The organism is Bartonella clarridgeiae ATCC 51734 (genome assembly GCF_000518185.1).
GTDB classification, from domain to species: Bacteria; Pseudomonadota; Alphaproteobacteria; order Rhizobiales; family Rhizobiaceae; genus Bartonella; species Bartonella clarridgeiae.
In genome coordinates, this window is record NZ_JADC01000011.1 from 16,335 (window position 1) to 37,443 (window position 21,109).

The 21,109-nt window shown below is 39.6% G+C and carries 23 protein-coding genes and 1 pseudogene; 14 read left to right on the forward strand and 10 right to left on the reverse strand.

Going from position 1 to position 21,109, the window contains the following annotated elements:
- Positions 1 to 34: 34 nt before the first annotated feature.
- Both T420_RS0103655 and T420_RS0103660 read right to left on the reverse strand, forming a co-directional pair.
- The gene (locus T420_RS0103655) at positions 35 to 1,072 is read right to left on the reverse strand and encodes a tetratricopeptide repeat protein (RefSeq protein ID WP_035450940.1); all 1,038 of its coding nucleotides are present in this window, start codon (positions 1,070 to 1,072) and stop codon (positions 35 to 37) included.
- Between the two features lie 5 nt (positions 1,073 to 1,077).
- Positions 1,078 to 1,752: a thiamine phosphate synthase gene (locus T420_RS0103660; RefSeq protein ID WP_013545521.1), complete on the reverse strand. Its 675-nt coding sequence runs from the start codon at positions 1,750 to 1,752 to the stop codon at positions 1,078 to 1,080.
- 122 nt (positions 1,753 to 1,874) lie between these two features.
- Here T420_RS0103660 and T420_RS0103665 point away from each other — a divergent pair, with 122 nt between their 5' ends.
- The 11 genes from T420_RS0103665 (at position 1,875) to tolB (ending at position 10,803) form a co-directional block, all read left to right on the forward strand.
- Positions 1,875 to 2,996 (forward strand): OpgC family protein, encoded by a 1,122-nt coding sequence (locus tag T420_RS0103665; RefSeq protein ID WP_013545522.1) that lies wholly within the window; start codon positions 1,875 to 1,877, stop codon positions 2,994 to 2,996.
- A gap of 168 nt (positions 2,997 to 3,164) precedes the next feature.
- Entirely contained in the window at positions 3,165 to 3,680 is a 516-nt protein-coding gene (locus T420_RS0103670; protein ID WP_013545523.1) for a DUF1465 family protein, read from the forward strand.
- Positions 3,681 to 3,902: 222 nt separating this feature from the next.
- Complete coding sequence (ruvC, locus tag T420_RS0103680; protein WP_013545524.1) at positions 3,903 to 4,412, forward strand: crossover junction endodeoxyribonuclease RuvC; 510 nt, start codon at positions 3,903 to 3,905, stop codon at positions 4,410 to 4,412.
- Positions 4,409 to 4,567 carry a hypothetical protein gene (locus T420_RS07310; protein ID WP_013545525.1) on the forward strand — a complete coding sequence of 53 codons (159 nt, stop codon included), beginning with the start codon at positions 4,409 to 4,411 and terminating at the stop codon, positions 4,565 to 4,567. The genes ruvC and T420_RS07310 overlap by 4 nt, the downstream gene beginning before the upstream one ends.
- Positions 4,564 to 5,205, forward strand: a complete 642-nt coding sequence (gene ruvA / locus T420_RS0103690) for a Holliday junction branch migration protein RuvA (protein WP_013545526.1) — start codon at positions 4,564 to 4,566, stop codon at positions 5,203 to 5,205. Before T420_RS07310 ends, ruvA begins: the two co-directional genes overlap by 4 nt.
- Positions 5,205 to 6,299, forward strand: a complete 1,095-nt coding sequence (ruvB, locus tag T420_RS0103695; RefSeq protein WP_013545527.1) for a Holliday junction branch migration DNA helicase RuvB — start codon at positions 5,205 to 5,207, stop codon at positions 6,297 to 6,299. The genes ruvA and ruvB overlap by 1 nt, the downstream gene beginning before the upstream one ends.
- The gene (gene ybgC / locus T420_RS0103700; RefSeq protein WP_013545528.1) at positions 6,292 to 6,753 is read left to right on the forward strand and encodes a tol-pal system-associated acyl-CoA thioesterase; all 462 of its coding nucleotides are present in this window, start codon (positions 6,292 to 6,294) and stop codon (positions 6,751 to 6,753) included. Before ruvB ends, ybgC begins: the two co-directional genes overlap by 8 nt.
- A gap of 279 nt (positions 6,754 to 7,032) precedes the next feature.
- Complete coding sequence (tolQ, locus tag T420_RS0103705) at positions 7,033 to 7,749, forward strand: protein TolQ (protein WP_013545529.1); 717 nt, start codon at positions 7,033 to 7,035, stop codon at positions 7,747 to 7,749.
- An 11-nt stretch (positions 7,750 to 7,760) separates the two neighbouring features.
- Positions 7,761 to 8,216, forward strand: coding sequence for a protein TolR (gene tolR / locus T420_RS0103710; protein WP_013545530.1), 456 nt, complete (start codon positions 7,761 to 7,763; stop codon positions 8,214 to 8,216).
- 73 nt (positions 8,217 to 8,289) lie between these two features.
- Positions 8,290 to 9,441: a hypothetical protein gene (locus tag T420_RS0103715; protein WP_026501148.1), complete on the forward strand. Its 1,152-nt coding sequence runs from the start codon at positions 8,290 to 8,292 to the stop codon at positions 9,439 to 9,441.
- A 39-nt stretch (positions 9,442 to 9,480) separates the two neighbouring features.
- Positions 9,481 to 10,803: a Tol-Pal system beta propeller repeat protein TolB gene (tolB, locus tag T420_RS0103720; protein WP_013545532.1), complete on the forward strand. Its 1,323-nt coding sequence runs from the start codon at positions 9,481 to 9,483 to the stop codon at positions 10,801 to 10,803.
- Here the strand turns inward: tolB and T420_RS0103725 are convergent.
- The 5 genes from T420_RS0103725 to tkt all read right to left on the reverse strand — a co-directional run bounded on the left by T420_RS0103725 (position 10,790) and on the right by tkt (position 16,678).
- A complete protein-coding gene (locus T420_RS0103725) occupies positions 10,790 to 11,047 on the reverse strand; it encodes a hypothetical protein (RefSeq protein WP_155914834.1) in 258 nt (85 codons plus the stop codon). The two genes, tolB and T420_RS0103725, sit on opposite strands and share 14 nt — an antisense overlap.
- A gap of 74 nt (positions 11,048 to 11,121) precedes the next feature.
- On the reverse strand, positions 11,122 to 12,153 hold the full coding sequence (locus tag T420_RS0103730; protein WP_013545534.1) for a class I fructose-bisphosphate aldolase: 1,032 nt from the start codon (positions 12,151 to 12,153) through the stop codon (positions 11,122 to 11,124).
- 83 nt (positions 12,154 to 12,236) lie between these two features.
- Complete coding sequence (locus tag T420_RS0103735; protein ID WP_026501149.1) at positions 12,237 to 13,430, reverse strand: phosphoglycerate kinase; 1,194 nt, start codon at positions 13,428 to 13,430, stop codon at positions 12,237 to 12,239.
- A 238-nt stretch (positions 13,431 to 13,668) separates the two neighbouring features.
- Entirely contained in the window at positions 13,669 to 14,676 is a 1,008-nt protein-coding gene (gene gap, locus T420_RS0103740; RefSeq protein WP_013545537.1) for a type I glyceraldehyde-3-phosphate dehydrogenase, read from the reverse strand.
- Position 14,677: 1 nt separating this feature from the next.
- Positions 14,678 to 16,678, reverse strand: a complete 2,001-nt coding sequence (tkt, locus tag T420_RS0103745) for a transketolase (protein WP_013545538.1) — start codon at positions 16,676 to 16,678, stop codon at positions 14,678 to 14,680.
- Between the two features lie 309 nt (positions 16,679 to 16,987).
- On the opposite strand from tkt, the gene T420_RS0103750 reads away from it, so the two are divergent.
- Together T420_RS0103750 and T420_RS0103755 are read left to right on the forward strand one after the other, a co-directional pair.
- On the forward strand, positions 16,988 to 17,263 hold the full coding sequence (locus T420_RS0103750; protein ID WP_013545540.1) for a DUF4164 domain-containing protein: 276 nt from the start codon (positions 16,988 to 16,990) through the stop codon (positions 17,261 to 17,263).
- A gap of 12 nt (positions 17,264 to 17,275) precedes the next feature.
- Positions 17,276 to 17,665 (forward strand): cell division protein ZapA, encoded by a 390-nt coding sequence (locus T420_RS0103755; protein WP_013545541.1) that lies wholly within the window; start codon positions 17,276 to 17,278, stop codon positions 17,663 to 17,665.
- Positions 17,666 to 17,872: 207 nt separating this feature from the next.
- Here T420_RS0103755 and T420_RS06930 read toward each other — a convergent pair.
- Positions 17,873 to 18,304, reverse strand: a pseudogene (locus T420_RS06930) (DUF1036 domain-containing protein); the annotation flags it as partial.
- Between the two features lie 307 nt (positions 18,305 to 18,611).
- Between T420_RS06930 and T420_RS0103765 the strand changes: the two are divergent.
- Positions 18,612 to 18,869: a DUF2312 domain-containing protein gene (locus T420_RS0103765; protein WP_013545543.1), complete on the forward strand. Its 258-nt coding sequence runs from the start codon at positions 18,612 to 18,614 to the stop codon at positions 18,867 to 18,869.
- Here the strand turns inward: T420_RS0103765 and T420_RS0103770 are convergent.
- Positions 18,866 to 20,689, reverse strand: coding sequence for an ABC-F family ATP-binding cassette domain-containing protein (locus T420_RS0103770; protein WP_013545544.1), 1,824 nt, complete (start codon positions 20,687 to 20,689; stop codon positions 18,866 to 18,868). The two genes, T420_RS0103765 and T420_RS0103770, sit on opposite strands and share 4 nt — an antisense overlap.
- A 20-nt stretch (positions 20,690 to 20,709) precedes the next feature.
- On the reverse strand, positions 20,710 to 21,087 hold the full coding sequence (locus tag T420_RS0103775) for a glycine zipper domain-containing protein (RefSeq protein ID WP_013545545.1): 378 nt from the start codon (positions 21,085 to 21,087) through the stop codon (positions 20,710 to 20,712).
- Between the last annotated feature and the right edge of the window lie 22 nt (positions 21,088 to 21,109).

Genomic DNA, 21,109 nt, shown 5'->3' on the forward strand with positions numbered 1-21,109 from the left:
TGTCGGACTGTGTTTCCCGTCAAAACAGCCTTTTTTAAAGTCTATGAACCAGTTTTCTTGCTTGCAGCATTGCTTTCTGAACCTGAGACTGATCCATTTCCTTGATCATAGTTTCAAGATCGGGAATATTTGCTTTTTGGCTTTTTGCAATCAAATACCATGCAGCAGCCATAATAGGATCCCCAGTTGTTCCAATTCCATCGCGATAAAGTCTTGCTAAATTAACCTGTGCGATCACAATATTTTTATTTGCATTGTCCAAAAGAAAATCAAAAGCACGTTGAAAATCTGTTTCTCCCCCACGTCCTTGCAGTAACCATTGTGCCAAAATAACTTGAGCCATTAAATGTTTATTTTGCGCTGCCACTTCTAACAATTTGCGTGCATTATCATCATTTTTTGGTATTGTTAGAGTTCCTACAGAAAGAATTTTTGCGGCAGCGAAAGCTGCTTCAGAATCCCCCAGAGAAGCTCCTTTTAAGAACCATACTAGAGCCCGCTCTATGCTTTCATTTTCTTGATTTTTTACATCAACTTTCTCGGATTCTTTCTTTTCACGCAATGCTTTATAAAGGAGGATTTGCCCAGAATAAAAATAAGCTTCTCTGATCCCAGCATCCATTGCTTTTCGAATAAATTTTTCCGCAAGATCTACATTTTTTTCAGTGAAGGTTCCATCAAATAACATCAACCCATAGCGGAGCTGTGCTTGTGGTTCACCTTGTTTTGCAGCGCGTTCAAACCACGAAATAGCTTGTTTACCATCGATAGACGTCACATATCCTTCCATATACATTCGCCCTACCAAGGTTTGAGCAATTGGATCATTTTGCTTGGCCCGCGCAAGTGCTGCACGAAAAGCTTTTCCATAAAGGCCTTGGACATAATAATCATAGGCCTCATCATATTGCCCTGCTTCTAAGGGCGATACAATTTGTTGAGTTTTTTGAGTATTTTCCGCATTCTGAGAGATATCTACAATCTGCTCTCCCTGTTGAGCCTGCGTAGAACTTACAAGAGCCATTACAAACCCAATTGTTCCTAGAATGAATATCCCGTAAAATTTACTCATGACTTTCACCTCTCCGTACGTAGAGGGACGTTTTGACATTTTTCTTTCATCATATCAAGCACCCCAAAAGGATCATCATGCATAAAAATCATTTCTTCCACGGCAATAAACTCACAATTGGTTTCCAAAGCTTCATCAAAAAACGCGTATTCACTCCCCGTTTGAATAATGGCAGGAGTTTGCATAATCTCCGCCCACCATTGTGCCAACTGAATATTTCGAGGGTGTGGACGGGGGTTTTTATCAGCACCTAATTTTCCGAACAGGAGGTAATCAATTCCTGCTTCAGCAACGACCATCGCAGAGTGACGATTCTGCAAATTTCCACAACCGATTATTTTCTGTTCTTTTTTCAAATTTTCGACACTCTTTTGGATATTCAAGTCGCCTTCTACATGCAACCCATCGGCTTTGACCCGACCAACGACGCGGCTTTGCTCAGCAATAATCAGAGCTGCACCATTGTGCTGAATATCATGAACATATCTCTGCGCACTCTTTTGCAAATGCTCTTCTCCCATTTTTTCCCCTTGCAAATCATACAAAATAACACAAGCAAAAGATTGCGTTTGCAAAATCTGACGAAATAAAACAGGATTGAATGTACGACGCACATCCACTGTTAGAATCAACTGAGGAAAAAGACATTGTACAATCGGCTTATTTTTTTGTTTTGTCATCCTTCATCTTTCAACATGGCACTACACGCAACATGGCACTACACGACTCAAAATTTAAAAATCATTCTATGGTCATGCTCTTTTAACAACAGACCATTTTTTGATATCTTAAGGGCTCTTTCATGACATGCTCCAACACTTCTTCTCATCATAGTCCTCATACTCCCCGTGACACACGGATTGATGTTTGTCGTTCTTTAGCGCTGTTGACAATTTTCATCAACCATATTCCTGGTACATTCTATGAGCATCTCACTCATAAGAATTTTGGTTTTTCTGATTCAGCAGAAATATTTGTACTTCTTTCAGGGATTTCACTTGGAATTAGTTTTCACACGCGTTGGTATAGACTGTCTTTTTCTTCTCTGAGTGGCAAACTTTGGCAGAAAGCTTTCCGTCTTTATAAGGCCTATCTCTTCACCAATTTTATTACCTTAGGTCTTTTTTGGGGAGCTTTTTCCCTCTGGAATTTAGAGCAATTCACCTCTATGAATAATGTAGGATTGTTTTTTACAAAGCCCTTTCTTACATTTTTGAGTATTTTGAGCTTTGGTCACCAACTTGGTTATAATAACATTCTTTCTCTTTACATTGTTTTAATGATTTTTGCCCCTTTTGCGCTTTATTTGAGCTGTCGACACAAAGGGCTTCTTCTTTTCATCTCCTTCATTCTTTATTTTCTGTGTGGTCTTTACAGAATTGCTCCTCCTTCTTATCCTCTTCAAGGACAGTGGTTTTTGAATCCTCTTTCATGGCAATTTCTCTTTGTGATTGGCTTCACAACTACTCTCTTTCTCAAAGAAGGAAAACCGATTCCCTTTTGCCGTCCTTTATTGGCATTTTCCGTCATCTATCTTGTTTTTTCCCTATTATGGGTACGTTTAAACTGGTGGGAAAGTTTTAGTTCGCTTCATTGGTCTTCCCCCTTGATTGATTTCAATAAAACTTTTTTAAGCCTCCCCCGTTTGTTGCATATTCTTTCCTTATCTTTTTTGATATTTTGTCTTCCTTGTCTTCATCAGAAGTTTTGTGTTTCAACACACCATCCTTTAGCGATTTTAGGGAAACAAAGCTTACCGGTTTTTGTAACCGGTACTCTTTTTGCGATGTGTGGACAGATTTTAAAAACGGCGATGAGCAGTAGCTTTATGTCGGATACTCTTTTGATCATAAGTGGTATCAGCCTTCAATTTGTTATTGCTTATTATTATGAAAACAAAAGTGCGCGTCACACTTCATTGTAAAAAACTTAGAAAGCCTTCTACTCCAATCCCATTAACCTTAGCGTAAAAACGACATTGCACAATAATTCTAAAAAAGGTATTTATTATCCTTCGGAGGCATTTTAAAAAAGAAATTTCCTATATTTTTTGAATGTTCCCAAGATTGTTTTAGTTCTGGAGTATACTGGTTTGAGCGTACATGAACGTCCACAAAATCAACCCATTGTCATGATTGAACATGATGCTTTTGAAACGGTGTTTGATCGTCTTTATGAAGAAACAATGGTTTTGATTGAAGAGACAGCGGCTTATATTGATACAGAAGGCCGTTTAGCTGCCCGTGACCTTTCAATAGAGCTTTCTGAAATTTATGGTAAAGAAGCCATGTACTTAAGTACGCGTTTGATGCAAATTGCTTCTCAGCTTTTGTTAATTCGTGCAGAGCGCGAAGGAGAAATGTCGCCAGAACAAATTCAAAAAGAGATTGCAAAAGTTTCTCTTTATACCCCATCACTTGAATCAAAATCTGCAGAGTGGAAAGAATTACCAGAAGTTTTTCGCCACTTTGTAAAGCGTTCGCTCCGATTAGAAAAAAGAATGCGGCATATGAACTACGATAAAAAACACGCTTTACATACTTTATCCAAGAACAATCCAGTAAACAAACAGATTCAATTACTTAAAACGGCTTTTCAGCGCCTTTAAGTATTTTCACTGCTTAATTTATCTATTCGACCTTCTCCCTCCATTTTTTCTTCATAAAAGCCTTTAAGCATTTTTTTCAAAAAAAAAGGAAACAGTTTTTTCCTTTTTTAATTTGTATTTTAATCTTTTTTTCAAATAATTTTAGACTTTATATGTTCTTCTTTTGTTCTATTAGCTGAATTGATCTATTAAAACACTAAAAAATCAAATAAACTAAATTTTATGGTAGAAACGATTCGCATTATAGGTATTGATCCTGGACTCCGTCATACCGGATGGGGAGTTATTGACCTATGTGGCAATCATCTCCATTTTGTGGCAGCAGGAACGCTCCACTCTAAGCCGCAGAATAATCTTGCTTCTAGATTATGCCAGCTTTATGAAGGACTTTCAAAAGTTGTACATGAATTTATGCCCCATGAAGCAGCTGTTGAACATGTTTTTGTCAATAAAGATGCTGCCGCCACTTTAAAACTTGGTCAAGCCCGTGCTATTGCACTGCTGGTTCCTGCTCAAAAAGGTCTTCCCATTTCCGAATATGCTCCTAATAAAGTCAAAAAGTCAGTCATTGGCGTTGGACATGGAGAAAAGGAACAAATTCACATGATGGTGAAAATTCTTCTTCCTCGAGCTGAATTTGATAGCAGTGATGCAGCAGATGCCCTTGCCCTTGCAATTTGCCATAGCACTCACCGCACGAGTACCTCCTACCGTTTAAAGGCGAGTGCATGATTGGAAAACTCAAAGACATTTTTAAACATATTTTTAATGATCACAATTGGCGCACTAAATTTGAAAACAATAATGCAGTAAATGCCCTTATCCTTGCAATTTCTCATAGCACTCACCGCACAAGTATCTCCTATTTTTTAAAGGCGAGCGCATGATTGGAAAACTCAAAGGCATTCTTGAACATATTTTTGATGATCACATTATTCTCGATGTACAGGGTGTTGGATATATTATTTTTATCCCTAACCGTCTTCATTCTTCTTTACCAGCCATAGGTGAAAGTCTTAGCTTGTTTATCGAAACCCATGTGCGTGAAGAGGCGATTCGCCTTTTTGGCTTTACAACTAAGTCTGAGAAAGAGTGGTTTTGTCTTTTACAAAATGTTCCAGGTGTTGGTGCAAAAGTTGCCTTAGCGCTTTTAGGAACCTTATCGATCAATGACCTCAGCCAAGCGATTACCCTCAACGATATTGCAATGATCAGTCGTGCCCCAGGTGTTGGCAAGAAAGTCAGTGAAAGAATTGTAAGCGAGCTCAAAAACAAAGCTCTTCTCTCTAAAGAAAACAACAAGAGTTTTGCTTTTTCTTCTTCGAGTCTCCCTTCAGAAGAGAAGCATCAACCGACCAACGATGCCCTTTTAGCTTTAATCAAACTTGGTTTTGATCATGATCAAGCAGCGACAGCTGTAACTTCAGCCCTTTCTTCTCTTAAAGGAGAAACGGTTTCGTCAGCACTCCTTGTTCGCCATAGCCTAAAACTTCTTTCCTCACAAAATCAAGGTAACAATGCATAATGCATAAAGATGATCCTCAGCGCCTTCTTGGTGCCATTCCCCTTCCTAACGATCCGGATCGTTCCTTAAGACCGCAAACTCTGGATGATTTTATTGGTCAAGAAGCCGCCCGTGCAAATTTAAAAATCTTTATTGAAGCAGCGCGAACAAGGCATGAAGCTTTGGATCATGTTTTATTTGTTGGACCTCCTGGTTTAGGAAAAACAACACTCTCGCAAATTATGGCGAAGGAATTAGGAGTTAATTTTCGTTCGACATCAGGGCCAGTGATTGCCAAAGCGGGTGATTTAGCTGCTCTTTTAACCAATTTGGAAGAACGGGATGTTCTTTTTATTGATGAAATTCATCGTTTAAATCCGGCTATTGAAGAGATTTTGTATCCGGCCATGGAAGATTATCAGCTTGATCTCATTATTGGGGAAGGCCCTGCAGCCCGTTCAGTCAAAATTGACTTAGCCAAATTCACCTTAGTTGCGGCAACAACGCGTCTAGGCTTATTGACCACCCCCTTACGGGATCGTTTTGGCATTCCTATTCGGTTAAACTTTTATACCATCGATGAATTAGAACATATTGTCCAGCGCAACGCTCGTCTTTTTTCTGTCCAGATCAATGATGATGGTGCCCATGAGATTGCACGCCGTTCTCGTGGAACTCCGCGAATTGTAGGACGTCTTTTACGACGTGTGTGTGATTTTGCTTTAGTCAAAAAAGCTGAAAAAATTGATCGTGCACTTGCTGATGAAGCCCTTTCACGTCTTGAAGTCGATCATCTTGGTCTTGATTCTTTGGATCGCCGTTATCTTATTCTCATTGCTCAAACTTTTTTAGGGGGCCCGGTTGGTATTGAAACGATTGCTGCAGCTCTTTCAGAGCCACGTGATGCAATTGAAGATATTATTGAGCCTTATTTGCTCCAACAAGGTTTCATTCAACGAACAGCGCGTGGGCGGATTTTGACAGAAAAAGCCTGGACACATTTAGGGCTTTGCTCCCCCACGAAGACAGAGTCAATAAAAAAGGCTTCTCTACCGATTGATACCGACTCTCAAAAATCTTTTCAGCCCTCTTTTTGGGAGAAAGAAAATGACTAAAGCTTCGCTCTTTGATCACCCTCACTCTCCTTATTTTCATAATCTTCAAGCACGAATTTATGTAGCTGATACGGATTTTTCTGGTGTTGTTTATCATGCACGTTACCTTGAGTTTTTAGAACGGGGACGCTCAGAATTTTTGCGTGATATGGGTTTTAAAAACAATGAATTAATCTCGGATAACCAAGGTGAGAAATTATTTTTCGTTGTACGTCATATGGATATTACCTTTTCCAAATCGGCCATTCTTGATGATCTTTTAACCATAAAAACATACCTACGATGTGTTCAAGGGGCACGCTTTTTCATGGATCAGGTTATTTTGCGCAATGGAACTCTCTTGATTAAAGCGCAAGTTGAAATTGCCGTCATCAATCAAGAAGGAAAACCGCGCCGTTTGCCCAAGAATCTCTTCTCTCCTTCCTTCTTAAAAACTGTTATTGGAAAAGAATAAAATACTTTTGAGTGAGATTAAAGCGCAAGTTGAAATTGCTGTCATCAAATTAAGAAGGAAAACCGCACCATTTATTTACCCAAGAATCTCTTCTCTCCTTCCTTTTAAAAAGTGCTATTGGATCAGCATTGTTTAAAGAATAAAATGCTCTTGAAAGAGATTTTTGAACATTTTTTGTCAAAAAATTTAACTTTGTTTCGCCAAATTTAGAAACTATAAAACAATATGCTGTAATGGGCTGTAAATTAATGAATCTTTCATTGAAGAGGTTAAAAGGCCATGGCACAAGTCGTAGAATTTGCAAGTCCAGAAACAATAGGAATATTGAACTTATTTATGCAAGCCAATTGGATTGTAAAGGTTGTTATGATTGGATTGGTATTCGCTTCCATATGGAGCTGGGCTATTATTCTTGATAAACTCATTTCTTATCGGCACATACGGCGTAATATCCATCATTTTGAGCGTGATTTTTGGTCAGGGCAGCCTTTGGAAGATCTTTACGCCACCTACAATAGTCAACGCAGCGACAGTATATCGGTCGTTTTCCTTGCTGCAATGACGGAATGGAAGAAATCACTCTCAAAAGGATCGCACACACCCTTAAGCCTTCAGACGAGAATTGATAAGGCAATGGATCTGGCCTTAGGACGTGAAAGTGTAAAAATAGAATCACGATTAGGCTTTTTAGCAACTCTTGGATCAGCCGGTCCCTTTATTGGACTATTTGGAACAGTTGTTGGAATTATGAATTCGTTTCTTTCTATTTCAGCTTCTCAAAACACATCGCTAGCGATTGTCGCTCCAGGCATTGCGGAAGCACTTTTAGCCACTGCAATTGGTTTGTTTGCAGCCATTCCTGCTGTTATTGCTTATAACAAATTGATAAGTGAAAGTGCACAAATTATAGCGAAAATAGAAAATTTTTCTGATGAATTTTCGACGATTTTGTCACGACGAATTGATGAAACAACCTCTACCAACTCATCCTTATAAAGAGGTGCACTATGGGATTATCTGTTCCTTCTTCTACTCAGAAAGGTATACGTAGACAGCGCCGTTCGCGCACCCCTTTAATGAGTGAGATTAACGTCACGCCTTTTGTGGATGTTATCTTAGTTTTGCTGATTATTTTCATGGTGTCAGCTCCCCTTTTGGTAAACGGTGTTCCTCTTGATCTCCCTCATAGCCAAGCGGGCCCTGTGCAGACGGAAAGCACCACCCCCTTAACGGTTTCCCTTGATGCCCAAGGGCGTTTAGCCATCAATCAAAACTATTATGACACAGAAGAAGCTCTGATTGCGCACCTCAAAGCCCTATTAGCCGAAGATCCTACACAGAAGAATAAACGTATTTTTGTCCGTGCTGCCAAAACTGTTGAATATCAACAAGTTCTGCAACTTTTGGCTCATATTCAAAAGGCAGGTTTTTCGCAAGTTGCTTTAGCGAGTTTAGGACAATAAATTCTCCATAAACTGTTGCTTCATGCATCTCAGGACTCTTTGCAATCATGAAAAAAAACAGCAAGGCATACAAATGGAAAAAGGCTCTCATCACAGCATGCAGAAAAGTTTGGTTTTATCATTTGCGCTGCATTTCATTCTTTTTAGCTCGGGGATGATGCACTTCACGCCCTCTTCTTCTTTCATGCAACAGCCCCTAGAAATGGCTCCGATTACTTTGTCTTCTTTTGACCAAGATCTTGCTTTCCAAGAAGGCTCATCAAACGCTCCCCCTCTTGAAAACTCTGCCCCTAAACCGACGACAAAACCTCAAGAAAAAGAAGATGCGCGTTATTTTGGTGAAGGAACAATAGATAATCAATCCCCATTTCAACCAAAAGAACAATTGCAACATATGGATACAATACCTTCTTTTTTTGGACAACAAGACGCATCAGAAATATTTGAATCATCTTTGAAAACGCAGGAATTGATAAAAACAGAAACAGAAGCCTTACTCCACACAGTTCCAGAATTCATGAAGAATGAAACAAAAACACCACCACAAGAATCAGAATTAAAAGAACAAACAGTTCCTCCAACAGCTTTAGAACAAATAAAGTCAGAAGATCCTATTAAGAAAATGTTAGAAGAACTTGCTCAGAAGAATCCTAACGAGTCGATATCAACAATTACACCTCTAGACAATATTCCTCTGCCCTCTTTCAAACCGAAAACAAAAACGGTCGACCCCTCTCATTTTCAAAAAGAAAAAAAATCTCCCTCCAAAAGAGAGCAAACGATTGAAGATATTTTGGCAATGGAAGAAACACACCTTATCAATCGCGCACGCACCCAAGGGGGTGGTGCAAAACGTTCTAGCGAACGGGAAGCTTTAGGCACGCAAAAAAATATCGGTGATTCAGCAAAAAAAGCGCAAACACTCGTTAATCTTGTAGGGTCCTGTATTCAAAAAAAGCTTAAACTTGTTGCTATTGGAGGTAATTTGAATAACCGCCCTGTTGTACGTTTACAATTTTATTTAAATAACCACGGATACGTGATAGGCGAACCAAAAATTGATCCCCTTAGAGGTGAAGAAAGTCAGCTCACCATCATGACACAACAAGTTTATGCAGCTGTTTTTTCATGCCAGCCCTATGAAAATCTCCCTCGTGATCAATATAATTTATGGGGACAAGGTTTTGATTTTAATGTTGATCCTTTTCAAGAAACAGCACCATGAAACAACATTTTTTCTCTCAAATAAAGGATAAATAACCACATGACTGTGATAAAAGGTATAATTTCTTCCTGTTTTTTTTTCATCGTGTATTTATGGTTTTGCGGTTTTTCATCTGCATATGCACAGCTGAAAGGCACAATTGCAAATGCTGATTTTAACCCTATTCCCATTGCCATTGCAGATTTTGTTTCTCACGATTCATTAGGCGTAAAAATTGCTGCTGTCGTTGCAGCAGATTTGGAAAGATCAGGACTTTTTTTACCCCTACAGAAATCTTCTTTCCCTGAAATATCTCCTAATCCCGACAAACAACCAAACTTTTCTGATTGGAAAAAAATAAACACTCAAGGATTAGTGACAGGAAAAGTTTATAGAGAAGCAGATGGAAGGCTTAAAGTTGATTTTCGTTTATGGGATGTCTTAGGAAATCGACAAATCAAAGGGCAACGCTTTTATACAGCAACGGAACGCTGGCGTCGTGTTGCGCATATGATTTCAGATGAGATCTATAGCAAAATGACAGGTGAAAAGGGCTATTTTGACACCCGCATTGTATTCATCGATGAAACAGGCCCCCATGATGCGCGTATCAAACGTTTAACGATTATGGATCAAGATGGAGCAAATTTGACCTATCTCTCTGATGGAAGTGAACTTGTCCTTACTCCGCGCTTTTCTCCGAAGCGACAAGAAATTACTTATATGGCTTATGGTAAGAACAAAACGCCTCATGTTTATCTTCAACAAATGGAAGTAGGACAAAGGGAATTGATCGGAACTTTTGACAATATGACCATTGCCCCTCGTTTCTCTCCTGATGGACAAAAGGTCATTATGAGTTTGTTGCAAAATAATGGAAGTGCCAATTTATATACGATGGATTTACGCACACGGAAGATGACTCGTTTAACCACAACCAAAGCTATTGATACATCAGCCTCTTATTCACCAGATGGCAATAAAATTGTTTTTTCCTCTGATCGTGATGGAAAACCACAAATTTATACGATGAACGTAGATGGCAGTGATCTCCAGCGCATTTCTTCCAATGAAGGGAGCTATTCCACCCCTATTTGGTCTCCACGTGGGGATTATATTGCATTCACAAAACAATTTCAGGGTCAATTCTCCATTGGCGTGATGTATCCTGATGGAAAAGGAGAGCGGATTTTAACAACAGGTTTCCATAATGAAGGTCCTACATGGGCACCTAATGGCAGAGTCCTGATGTTCTTTCGTAAAAATCCAGGAGCAGGTGCAAAAATCTATACAATTGATATCACCGGACGCAATGAACGCCTCTTGCCTACCCCCAATGATGCCTCTGATCCGGCATGGTCTCCTCTGCTCAATACACAATAAAAATAAAGAGAGGAAGAAAAAAAAGACACACCCCCCCACCTGCCCTGCGCTCACCTTTTAAAGACTCAAAGCCACTTTTTGGTCTGCAACTTACTCTAATTTCACGAACTGAATTAGTGTTCTTTCGGTCATATGAATCCCACTGATCGATACTGTCCAGATCATGAAGAACGTTATTTGCTAAATAATCAATTTTTTGAGGAGAAGAAGAAAAAGCTTTTAAGACCTCTTCTATGTCCATCATTTTCGTCATAATAGACAGGAATAATAGGAGAGGACGTAAAATCTGTTCTTTTTTATCTTTTATTTATTTTTAACTTATGCACAAAACTGTTCTTGTTCTTTTGTCCACTGTCCTAAAGCAGCAAGATGATTCATTCGTGCACGATGATAAAAAGCCTTTTGTGCCGCAGCAATTTGTTCGGATTTTCCACCCCATACCTTCAAAGCTGCAGCTTGTAACGCACGTCCATAAGAAAAAGTCAATTTCCAAGGCAGGATACCCAAAGCATTCATAGCAGACAAATGTGCTGTTGCTTCTTCATCGGATTGCCCTCCAGAAAGGAAAGTAATTCCTGGAACAGCAGCAGGAACGGTTTGCTTAAGAACGCGAACTGTCTTTTCAGCCACTTCATCAACGGAAGCTTTGCGCGCATCTTTGCCATCAATAACCATATTGGGTTTTAAAATCATACCTTCCAAAATAACACGTGCTTGAAATAATTCTTCAAAGACTGTTTTTAAAACTGTTTGTGTCACTTCAAAACACCGCGCAATTGAGTGCTGACGCGATTGACCATCCATTAAAACTTCAGGTTCCACAATTGGTACAAGACCAGCTTCCTGACATAAAGCAGCATAACGTGCCAAAGCTTGAGCATTCTGATTGATTGCACCTTTTGTTGGCAAAGAATGTGAATCAATTGCAAGCACCGCACGCCACTTGGCAAAACGCGCACCCAAAGCATAATAATCCTTCAATCGCTCACGCAGACCATCCAATCCTTCTGTAATCATCTCCTGGGGGAAAGCAGGCAAAGGCTTGGCACCTGTATCCACTTTAATGCCTGGTACAGCACCAGTATTATGAATAAGATCTGTTAACATTTGCCCTGTTGATGCTTTTTGACGAATAGTTTCATCAAATAAAATCACACCAGAGATAGCTGTTTCCATCGCTTCTTTTGCTGAAAACAGCATTTCACGATAAGCTCGACGATTGTCTTCGGTAGATTCTACACCAATGGTTTCGAACCGTTTTCCAATTGTTGCTGTACTTTCATCTGCTGCTAAAATGCCTTTTCCCGGACGAACCAGAGATAATGCAATATCTTCAAGACGCTCATTCATATAAAGCTCCTCTTTTTTTCTCTCACGTTCTAAAAATCAATGACTGTCAGCACACTTGCCTAAGTCATCAGATGCCTTTTCCTTCACACTTGCTGAAGAGCGAAAATCCCAGGAAGGCTTTTTCCTTCCATCCATTCTAAAAACGCCCCACCTGCAGTTGAAAGATAGGTAAAATCATTGGCAACACCTGCATGATTTAACGCAAAAACTGTATCTCCTCCTCCAGCAATGGATACCAATTGCCTCCGTTGACTGCGCTCTGCGACATACCGTGCGACCGTCACCGTTCCCTGGTCAAAGGGCGACATTTCAAAAACACCAAGCGGACCATTCCAAACAAGGGTTTTTGCCTTATCAATTGCCGCTTGAATATGTGCAATAGAACGGGGACCAATATCCAAAATCATCCCTTTTTCAGGGATTTCTTCAAGAGCATAACATTGATGCGGTGTTTCTTTTTCAAAATGAAATCCAACTACAACATCCAAAGGTAAAAGAAGCTTACAATGGCTCTGATATGCTTTTTCAATGATTTCTTTTATTGTTCCCATTAGCGTTTCTTCACATAATGATTTACCAACAGAAACACCTTGTGCTGCTAGAAAACTATTAGCCATACCACCACCAATAACCAAATAGTCGACCTTTTCAACCAAATGATTGAGAACAAAAAGCTTACTAGAAACCTTTGCTCCCCCGACGACTGCCACTACCGGATGCGTTGGATGATCGAGTCCCTTTTTTAAGGCCTGCAATTCGCGTTGTAATGCTCTCCCTGCATAAGAAGGTAACAGATGCGTAATCCCTTCTATTGAAGCATGAGCACGATGAGAAACAGAAAAAGCATCATTTACATAAAGATCCCCATTTTGCGCTAAAGCTTTAGCAAAAGAATGCTCATTTTTTTCTTCTCCCGAGTAAAACCGTACATTCTCCAGCAGAAGAATTTCCCCATCCTGCACTTTGTTCACTGCTTTCTGTGCTGCATCCCCTATACAATCATTTGCAAAAAAAATGGGCTTCTTTATGATTTTTTCGAGTGTCTCAACGACAGGACGCACTGTAAATTCCGGAACCACTTGCCCCTTGGGACGACCACAATGAGATAGAATAATAACCTTAGCCCCACGCTTTTGAAGCTCGACAAGTGTGTCTTTATGGCACTCAATCCGCGTTTCATCACACACTTTACCCTTTAACATTGGAACATTAAAATCCACTCGCACCAGCACGCGTTTTCCTGTTACATCAACATCATCGAGTGTCCGAAATTCCATAACTGTTTTCTCTTTTTCTTTATCCTTCAAGCCCTCTTCTTCCCTTCAACGTGCACTTCTTTTGTCTCACTATCCTTTAGCTCTTGGTATTCAACCTTCACAATATTCTTTTATTTTTTATCATTCTGTTTTCTCTAAAACAATTTTTTCTGATGCCCTTTTAAAAAACACTCGCTTCCTTTTCTTTCTCCACAAAATCCTCTTTTTGCTTTGTAATAAGAAAGGCTAAAGCTCTTTTTTACAATGTTTTAGCAAAAGCTACAGCAGTATCACTCATCCGGTTTGAAAAACCCCACTCATTGTCGTACCAAACCAAAACACGACACAGTTTCCCATCAATCACTTTGGTTTGATCATTTTGGAAAATTGCTGAATGTGGATCGTGATTAAAGTCACTGCTTACAAGCTTTTCCTCTGTATAATTCAAAATTCCTTTCAGAGACCCTTGAGCAGCTATACGAATGGCTGCATTAATTTCTTCAACAGTCGTTGAACGCTTAGCAGTAAATGTTAAATCAACAACAGAAACATTCGGTGTTGGAACCCGAAGCGACACCCCATCTAACAAACCATTTAATTCTGGCAAAACCAACCCCACTGCTTTAGCTGCTCCTGTTGACGTGGGAATCATAGAAAGAGCCGCAGCACGGGCACGATAAAGATCCTTATGCATTGTATCTAAAACAGGTTGATCTCCGGTATAGGAATGAATCGTTGTCATAAACCCTTTTTCTATCCCAATTGCCTGGTGGAGCACTTGTGCAACGGGAGCCAAGCAATTCGTTGTACAGGAAGCATTAGAGACAACACGATGTTCTTTGCTCAATAACTGATGATTAACTCCGTATACCACGGTTAAATCAGCTCCTTCAGAAGGTGCAGAAACCAAAACGCGCTTTGCCCCTGCTTCCAAATGAAGACATGCTTTATCACGCGCTGTAAAAAGCCCGGTACATTCAAGAACAATATCGATATCTAAAGACTTCCACGGCAATTGTGTCGGATCACGTTCAGCAATAACTTTAATCGCACCACAGCCAACATCCAAAGTATCTCTCACGACCTTAACAGGAGTGGGAAAACGCCCATGGACTGAATCGTAGCGCAACAAGTGAGCATTTGTCTCTACTGATCCCAAATCATTAAGAGCCACAACTTGAATATCTTGGCGCTTCTTTTCAACGATAGCCCGTAAAATATTACGTCCAATCCGCCCAAATCCATTAATTGCAACGCGAACACCCATGTTATTTTTCCTTATTAGTCTTTTCAAGCTTTTCTTTAACAATCGCCACCACAGCCTCACATGTAATGCCGAAATGCCTATAGAGAGCATCACTTGGTCCACTTACCCCAAATCCCTCCATTCCAACAAATACTCCATCGCAGCCAATAAAACGCTCCCACCCTTGCTGAATAGCTGCTTCAACGGCAATTTTAATTGGTGCCTCACCAATTAATGCCTTTTGATATGCAGCAGATTGTTGTGCAAATAATTCAAAACAAGGAACAGAAACTACCCGTGTTGGAATTCCACTTTTCTCTAAAATAGAGTGCGCCTTCACAACCACTTCCACCTCTGAACCGGAAGCAAAAAGTGTCACTTTAGCATCATCACTGGCTGTTAATAATTCATATGCACCAAACATACAGAGATTTTCTTTTGTATATTCTTGACGCATAAGAGGTAAATTTTGTCGGCTTAAAGCCAAAGTAGAAGGTGTTTTTTTTGTTTTTAAGGCTAATTGCCAACATTCGAGTGTTTCGACAGCATCGGCTGGTCGGAAAACAAAATGATTAGGGAGCGCGCGTAATGTCGCTAAATGCTCTATCGGCTGATGGGTGGGCCCATCTTCCCCTAGACCAATTGAATCATGAGTCATCACATAAATAACCCGCAATCCCATAAGGGATGATAGACGCATCGCAGGACGCATATAATCTGAAAAACATAAAAAGGTTCCACCATAAGGTATGAAACCTCCATAAAGTGCAAGACCATTCATCACTGCACTCATAGCATGTTCGCGAATTCCATAATGTAGGTAGCGGCCTGAAAAATCATTTGCAGAAATGATTTTCATCTGACTCGTTTTTGTATTATTGGATCCCGTGAGATCGGCAGAACCACCAATAGTTTCCTGAACGGCTTCATTGATAACTTCTAGAGTCATTTCAGAAGCTTTACGGGTTGCAACAGCAGGACGATCAACAGCTAATTTTTGTTTATAGGTATCAACAACATCTTCAAAATTTCCGATTAGATCACCCCGCATCAACCGATCAAACTCAGCCCGCTCTACAACAGATAAAGCAAGTAACTTCTCTTCCCATTTCTTCCGTTTTTTTGCAGCATTCAGTCCAGCCAAACGCCAGCTATCGAGAATATCAGCTGGAATAACGAACGGTTCTTCTCCCCACCCCAAAGCTTTACGGGTTGCGTCAATTTCTTCTGCCCCCAAAGGAGATCCATGAACTTTATTGGTTCCCCCTTTATTAGGGGATCCAAAACCAATTGTTGTTTTACAGGCAATCAACGTTGGTTTATCAGAAGCTTGTGCAGCTTCGATAGCCCGCACTAAAGCAGCTTGGTTGTGTCCATTCACTTTAATGGTATTCCAGCCAGATGCTTTAAAACGGGCTATTTGATCTGTACTATCGGTTAATGAAATAGCCCCATCGATTGAAATATCGTTATCATCCCAAAACACAATCAGCTTATTGAGTTTTAAATGTCCTGCTAGGGTTATTGCTTCTTGAGAGATCCCTTCCATTAAACACCCATCCCCCACAAGAGCATAAGTATAATGGTCAATTAACTTTCCAAAACGCGCGTTGAGTAAGCGCTCTCCCAGAGCCATTCCTACAGCATTGGCGAGCCCTTGTCCAAGAGGTCCAGTTGTTGTTTCAACCCCAGCAACATGTCCATACTCTGGATGACCAGCGATTTTAGACCCTATTTGGCGAAAATTGCGCAAATCGTCAAGAGAGACATCTTCATAGCCAGAAAGATACAATAAAGCATAGAGCAACATCGACCCATGGCCCGCGGATAAGACAAAGCGATCGCGGTTAGGCCAACGCGGATTCTTGGGATCATAGGCTAAAAATTTTGTATAAAGAACAGTAACAATATCTGCTGCTCCCATTGGTAAACCAGGGTGACCAGAATTAGCTCTTTCAATTGCATCAATAGCAAGAAAACGAATGGCATGAGCCATCTGATTTTGTTTTTCGTTATTTGTCATGAATGATAGACCATTTTTTGTAAAATTTACTCTTAATTTTAATCATTCCTGCTGTCCTTATATCGTTGATCACTAAAATACGCATATATTCTGCACATATAGTTCATATAAACAAAAATATTATCCTTATCTACGCCTTATGCACAACCACACTTCTGCCTATAATGTCAAATAATCCAGCTTTTAATTCACATCAATCTTCTGCCTTGCTTGCTAAAATAGCTTATATCTTTAAAATACAAAACAAATGCAAAAAAGAATATAAGTGATTCGTTTTTGCATAAAGGATTATGAAGGAATACACTCATTATGAACCAAGAGACTGCTATTTTACCACAAGCTCTAAAACAATTGGAAAAAGCACTCAGAAATTTAGAAATCGCTGTTATCAATCATAATGCTCTTATTGACAAAAAAAACGAATGGGAAGAAGAAATTCAACGAATGAATGCTGATCGTAGTCGTCTGGCTCAAGAACTTGATAAAGCCGAAGCGCACACAGAACGATTGGCCTTAGTCAACAAAGATGTTTCCAAACGACTCATTAAAGCTATGGAAACAATTCGTATTGTAGTTGACCGATAAAGGTTTAAGCAGATGGAAACCGTTTCAGTCACTATTGATGGTAAAGTTTATCGTATGGCTTGCGATGCAGGGCAAGAAGAGTATCTCATTCACCTTGCTGCTAAATTGGATCAATATATTGTACATCTGAAAAAAAAATTTGGTGAAATTGGTGACCAGCGTCTTTCCCTTATGGCTGGTATTATGATTATGGATGAAATGGAAGAAATAAAGCGAGAAAACAAAAAATTACAAGAAAGTTATACAGCTCTTCTCCAACAAAATGATAAAAGAGATCGCATGATGGGTCAAGTTGTAACAGAAACAACAAAACGAATTGAAAAGATTACCCAGCAATTACTCAAAGAAAATGAAGATAATACTGTTCTGCAGGAATCAGAAATAAAGACAAATTTGTCTTAATCCCTAAAAGATTTTCATTTTCTCTGACAACGTACTTTACGATGATGATTTTGGAAGTCGAAACGTTGGAACAGGAACGAATTTAGATACAGAATTAGGCTCAGCAGGAGGTACGGGCGTAGGTGCAGATATAGCCTTAGGTACAGAGGTGCGTGAAAACGCAGGTGCGAGCGTGGATACAGATTTAGATACAGAAGTACGCGGAAGTGCTGTTGAATCGGGCAATACAGGTTTATCTGTCAACTGTACCATCCAATTGGTTTGATCACCGGTATCAATTTCTTCAAACTTAGCTTTTTGAAACCCTCTCACAAAACAATTATGAATCCCTTCAATTGTAAATTGACTATCTCGCACACACATCATAACTGTCCCTACTCCACTCCCCTTTTTCCGAGTATTTTCGACATATAAATAATAAAATCGTGATGCAAGGGGACCATCGATTAAGGTTTTACACTCTGTTGTTGGAACAATCCACCACCCTTCACTAACCCAGTTTGAGACCGTACGATAGCCAATAGCAATACCAACAGACTCTTGCGTTGTATTACAAACCCGAAAATCAGCTTTTGCATATTCAAATGCAGAGAACAAAATAAGAACATTTAGGAACAAAATTCTAAGCTCTTTTAGCATAATTCTTGCTCCTTATATTGTTTTGTAAACCCATAAGTTCGATTTCCCAAGGCAAGCATTTAAAAGAAAATATTGATTTTTTCTTTTATCTTTTTTTAAAACCATAGAACCCTACATACCGCTTCCCATATCTTTTCCAATTCTTGATATCTTTTTGTCAATAAGACAGATTATTTATACAAAAAATTTAAAGTCAATGTGTAAAAAAAAACGTAAAGCTTGACTCTTTACCCATTCTTAAGGCATCCCCAATAATGCCTTACTATAAAAAGCTAAAAAACAATATTATATATTCGGAGAGAATACGATGAGCGATGTGATTGATACCACACAAGCTATATCCGTCAATCAATTGCGTAGTTTTATCGAACGGATTGAACGGTTAGAAGAAGAAAAAAAAACCATTTCTGATGATATTAAAGATGTATATACAGAACTTAAAAGCTCTGGTTTTGATAGTAAAGCAGTCCGCAGCATTATAAGACTCCGTAAGAAAGAAGATCATGAACGGATTGAAGAAGAAGCAACTATCCAACTTTATAAAAACGCCTTGGGAATGACTTAATTTATGGTGCGCTCTTTCTCTATTTCTTCACGTAAAAGTTCAAGTTCTAACCATTCTTCTTCTTTTTGTGCACAGAGTTTTTTATTTTCTTCCAGAGTTATAGATAAATTTTCAAAATGATTTTTATCACAACAATAAAGCGCTGGATTAGAGAGAGAGTCTTCAATTTCCTTGATTTTATTCTGCAAAGTAGCAATCTGCTCTGGTAATTTTTCCAAAGCATATGTTTGCTTATAGGATAATTTACGTGATGCTGTCCCTGTACGCGACGATGTTTGTTTTGTCTGCACGCGTGTTATTGGTTTTTGCGACTCTTTACGTAAAGAAAGTGCAGCTTTTTTTACCTGCACTTCCATATCACTATACCCCCCAGCATATACAATCCAATGTCCATCTCCTTGAGGTGCTAATATATGAGTCACCGTCCGATCTAAAAAATCTCTATCGTGACTTACTAGCAAAACTGTTCCAGGAAAATCAGCAATAAATTCTTGCAAAAGGTCAAGCGTTTCCATATCAAGATCATTGGTAGGTTCATCTAAAATTAAAAAATTCGCAGGCTGAGATAAAAGACGTGCCAATATTAAACGGGCTCTTTCTCCACCTGACAATTCTTTCAATGGTGTATGCGCTTGTTCTGGTAAAAACAAAAAATCTTTCATATAAGAAACAACATGTTTCTCCTTCCCATTAATCAAAAGAGTATCGCCTCTGCCTCCCGTTAAATAATGGGCTAATGTTTCCTCTTCATTGACAGTGCGCTGTTGATCAAGCAGAGCCATTGATAGATTATATCCCCGCTTTATGATTCCATGATCTGCAGCCTCCTGCCCTATCAAAACAGAAAGCAGTGTTGTTTTTCCAATACCATTTCGACCAACCAAGCCTACTCTATCCCCCCGTTGAAGACGCCACGAAAAATCCTTGATAATGATACGATCGCCATAAGACTTTGAAATCTTTTTAGCTTCCAACACAAGTTGCCCAGATTGCTGATTTTTAGATGCCTCAAACGACGCATTTCCTAGCGGTCCTTTATAAGTCTGAGAACGCTGACGCAATTCCTTTAACGCTCCCAAACGCCTTACATTGCGCTTGCGCCGTGCAGTGACTCCATAACGTAACCATTGTTCTTCTCGTTCAATCTGGCGCTTCAATTTATATTGATCACGCGCTTCCTCCTCGAGCACTTTATCTCGCCACCTCTCAAACTCAGAAAAAGGCTTTTCAACCCTTTTAGCTGTGCCTCTATCGATCCAAACCGTTGAACGCGTTACTGTTTCCAAAAATCTCCGATCATGCGAAACAACTACAATCGCCGATCGTAAAGAACACAACATCCCCTCCAGCCATTCAATCATTGGTAAATCAAGATGATTGGTTGGTTCATCCAATAACAAAATATCTGGTTGCATTGCAATTGCTTGTAATAATGAAAGGCGTCGCTTTTCTCCTCCAGAAAGCGTTTCTGCTTTTTCTGTGCCCGAAAAACCGAAATTTCCCAAAAGATTTTTCACCCATTGTCTATCATGAGTACCACTTAAACCAGCTCGTAGATAAGCATTAACATCATCAAATGCTGAAAAATCAGGGTTTTGCGAGACATAATGCAACGTCGCCCGAGGGTGGCGAAAAATTTCACCTCCACTCGGTTCTAATAATCCAGCAGCAATTTTTAAGAATGTTGATTTTCCACACCCATTACGGCCCACAAGGGCTATACGCTCACCCTTACCAACAGATAAACTTACCTGGTTGAGTAAGGGATGTCCTCCAAAAGTTAAGAAAATACGATCAAACTGCAGAAGTGGGATAGCCATTCAAATCATATTAATTATATTTAATGACAAGGAGCCTGATAAAGTTTCCCTTTTTTATCAGTATAAGTGCATAATTGTGGTTTCTGAGAAGCACAAGGTGCTTTATACACACGGCCTTTTCCATCACTGTAAGTGCATAAGGTAGACTGTTGAATCACCCTTTTTTGATTTTTTCTTTGCACTGCTGTAACACCTGTCACAGTTCCTGCAATAGCGCCAACAGCTGCACCTGTTACTGCTGATCCAGGCGTTCCACCACCAAGTGCTGAACCTGCTAAAGCACCCAATGCAGCACCACCAACACCATATTCTGTAATTTTTCTTTCAGAAACCGTACAGGCTGTTGAACTCAAACCAACAACTGCAATAACTGCCATTGTCAAAACCGGTTTTAACATATTAGACCCTTTCTCTACTTAA

Excerpts from the sequence above, each read along its gene's own strand:
- T420_RS07310 (WP_013545525.1), top strand. The coding sequence starts at position 4,409 with ATGATTGGAAAACTCAAAGACATTTTTAAACATATTTTTAATGATCAC.
- ruvC (WP_013545524.1), top strand. The coding sequence starts at position 3,903 with ATGGTAGAAACGATTCGCATTATAGGTATTGATCCTGGACTCCGTCAT.
- tolB (WP_013545532.1), top strand. The coding sequence starts at position 9,481 with ATGACTGTGATAAAAGGTATAATTTCTTCCTGTTTTTTTTTCATCGTG.
- ruvB (WP_013545527.1), top strand. The coding sequence starts at position 5,205 with ATGCATAAAGATGATCCTCAGCGCCTTCTTGGTGCCATTCCCCTTCCT.
- T420_RS0103755 (WP_013545541.1), top strand. The coding sequence starts at position 17,276 with ATGGAAACCGTTTCAGTCACTATTGATGGTAAAGTTTATCGTATGGCT.
- T420_RS0103660 (WP_013545521.1), bottom strand. The coding sequence starts at position 1,752 with ATGACAAAACAAAAAAATAAGCCGATTGTACAATGTCTTTTTCCTCAG.
- T420_RS0103770 (WP_013545544.1), bottom strand. The coding sequence starts at position 20,689 with ATGGCTATCCCACTTCTGCAGTTTGATCGTATTTTCTTAACTTTTGGA.
- T420_RS0103715 (WP_026501148.1), top strand. The coding sequence starts at position 8,290 with ATGGAAAAAGGCTCTCATCACAGCATGCAGAAAAGTTTGGTTTTATCA.
- T420_RS0103750 (WP_013545540.1), top strand. The coding sequence starts at position 16,988 with ATGAACCAAGAGACTGCTATTTTACCACAAGCTCTAAAACAATTGGAA.
- tkt (WP_013545538.1), bottom strand. The coding sequence starts at position 16,678 with ATGACAAATAACGAAAAACAAAATCAGATGGCTCATGCCATTCGTTTT.
- T420_RS0103730 (WP_013545534.1), bottom strand. The coding sequence starts at position 12,153 with ATGAATGAGCGTCTTGAAGATATTGCATTATCTCTGGTTCGTCCGGGA.
- T420_RS0103735 (WP_026501149.1), bottom strand. The coding sequence starts at position 13,430 with ATGGAATTTCGGACACTCGATGATGTTGATGTAACAGGAAAACGCGTG.
- T420_RS0103655 (WP_035450940.1), bottom strand. The coding sequence starts at position 1,072 with ATGAGTAAATTTTACGGGATATTCATTCTAGGAACAATTGGGTTTGTA.
- tolR (WP_013545530.1), top strand. The coding sequence starts at position 7,761 with ATGGGATTATCTGTTCCTTCTTCTACTCAGAAAGGTATACGTAGACAG.
- T420_RS0103725 (WP_155914834.1), bottom strand. The coding sequence starts at position 11,047 with ATGATGGACATAGAAGAGGTCTTAAAAGCTTTTTCTTCTTCTCCTCAA.
- T420_RS0103775 (WP_013545545.1), bottom strand. The coding sequence starts at position 21,087 with ATGTTAAAACCGGTTTTGACAATGGCAGTTATTGCAGTTGTTGGTTTG.
- ybgC (WP_013545528.1), top strand. The coding sequence starts at position 6,292 with ATGACTAAAGCTTCGCTCTTTGATCACCCTCACTCTCCTTATTTTCAT.
- ruvA (WP_013545526.1), top strand. The coding sequence starts at position 4,564 with ATGATTGGAAAACTCAAAGGCATTCTTGAACATATTTTTGATGATCAC.
- tolQ (WP_013545529.1), top strand. The coding sequence starts at position 7,033 with ATGGCACAAGTCGTAGAATTTGCAAGTCCAGAAACAATAGGAATATTG.
- T420_RS0103665 (WP_013545522.1), top strand. The coding sequence starts at position 1,875 with ATGACATGCTCCAACACTTCTTCTCATCATAGTCCTCATACTCCCCGT.
- T420_RS0103765 (WP_013545543.1), top strand. The coding sequence starts at position 18,612 with ATGAGCGATGTGATTGATACCACACAAGCTATATCCGTCAATCAATTG.
- gap (WP_013545537.1), bottom strand. The coding sequence starts at position 14,676 with ATGGGTGTTCGCGTTGCAATTAATGGATTTGGGCGGATTGGACGTAAT.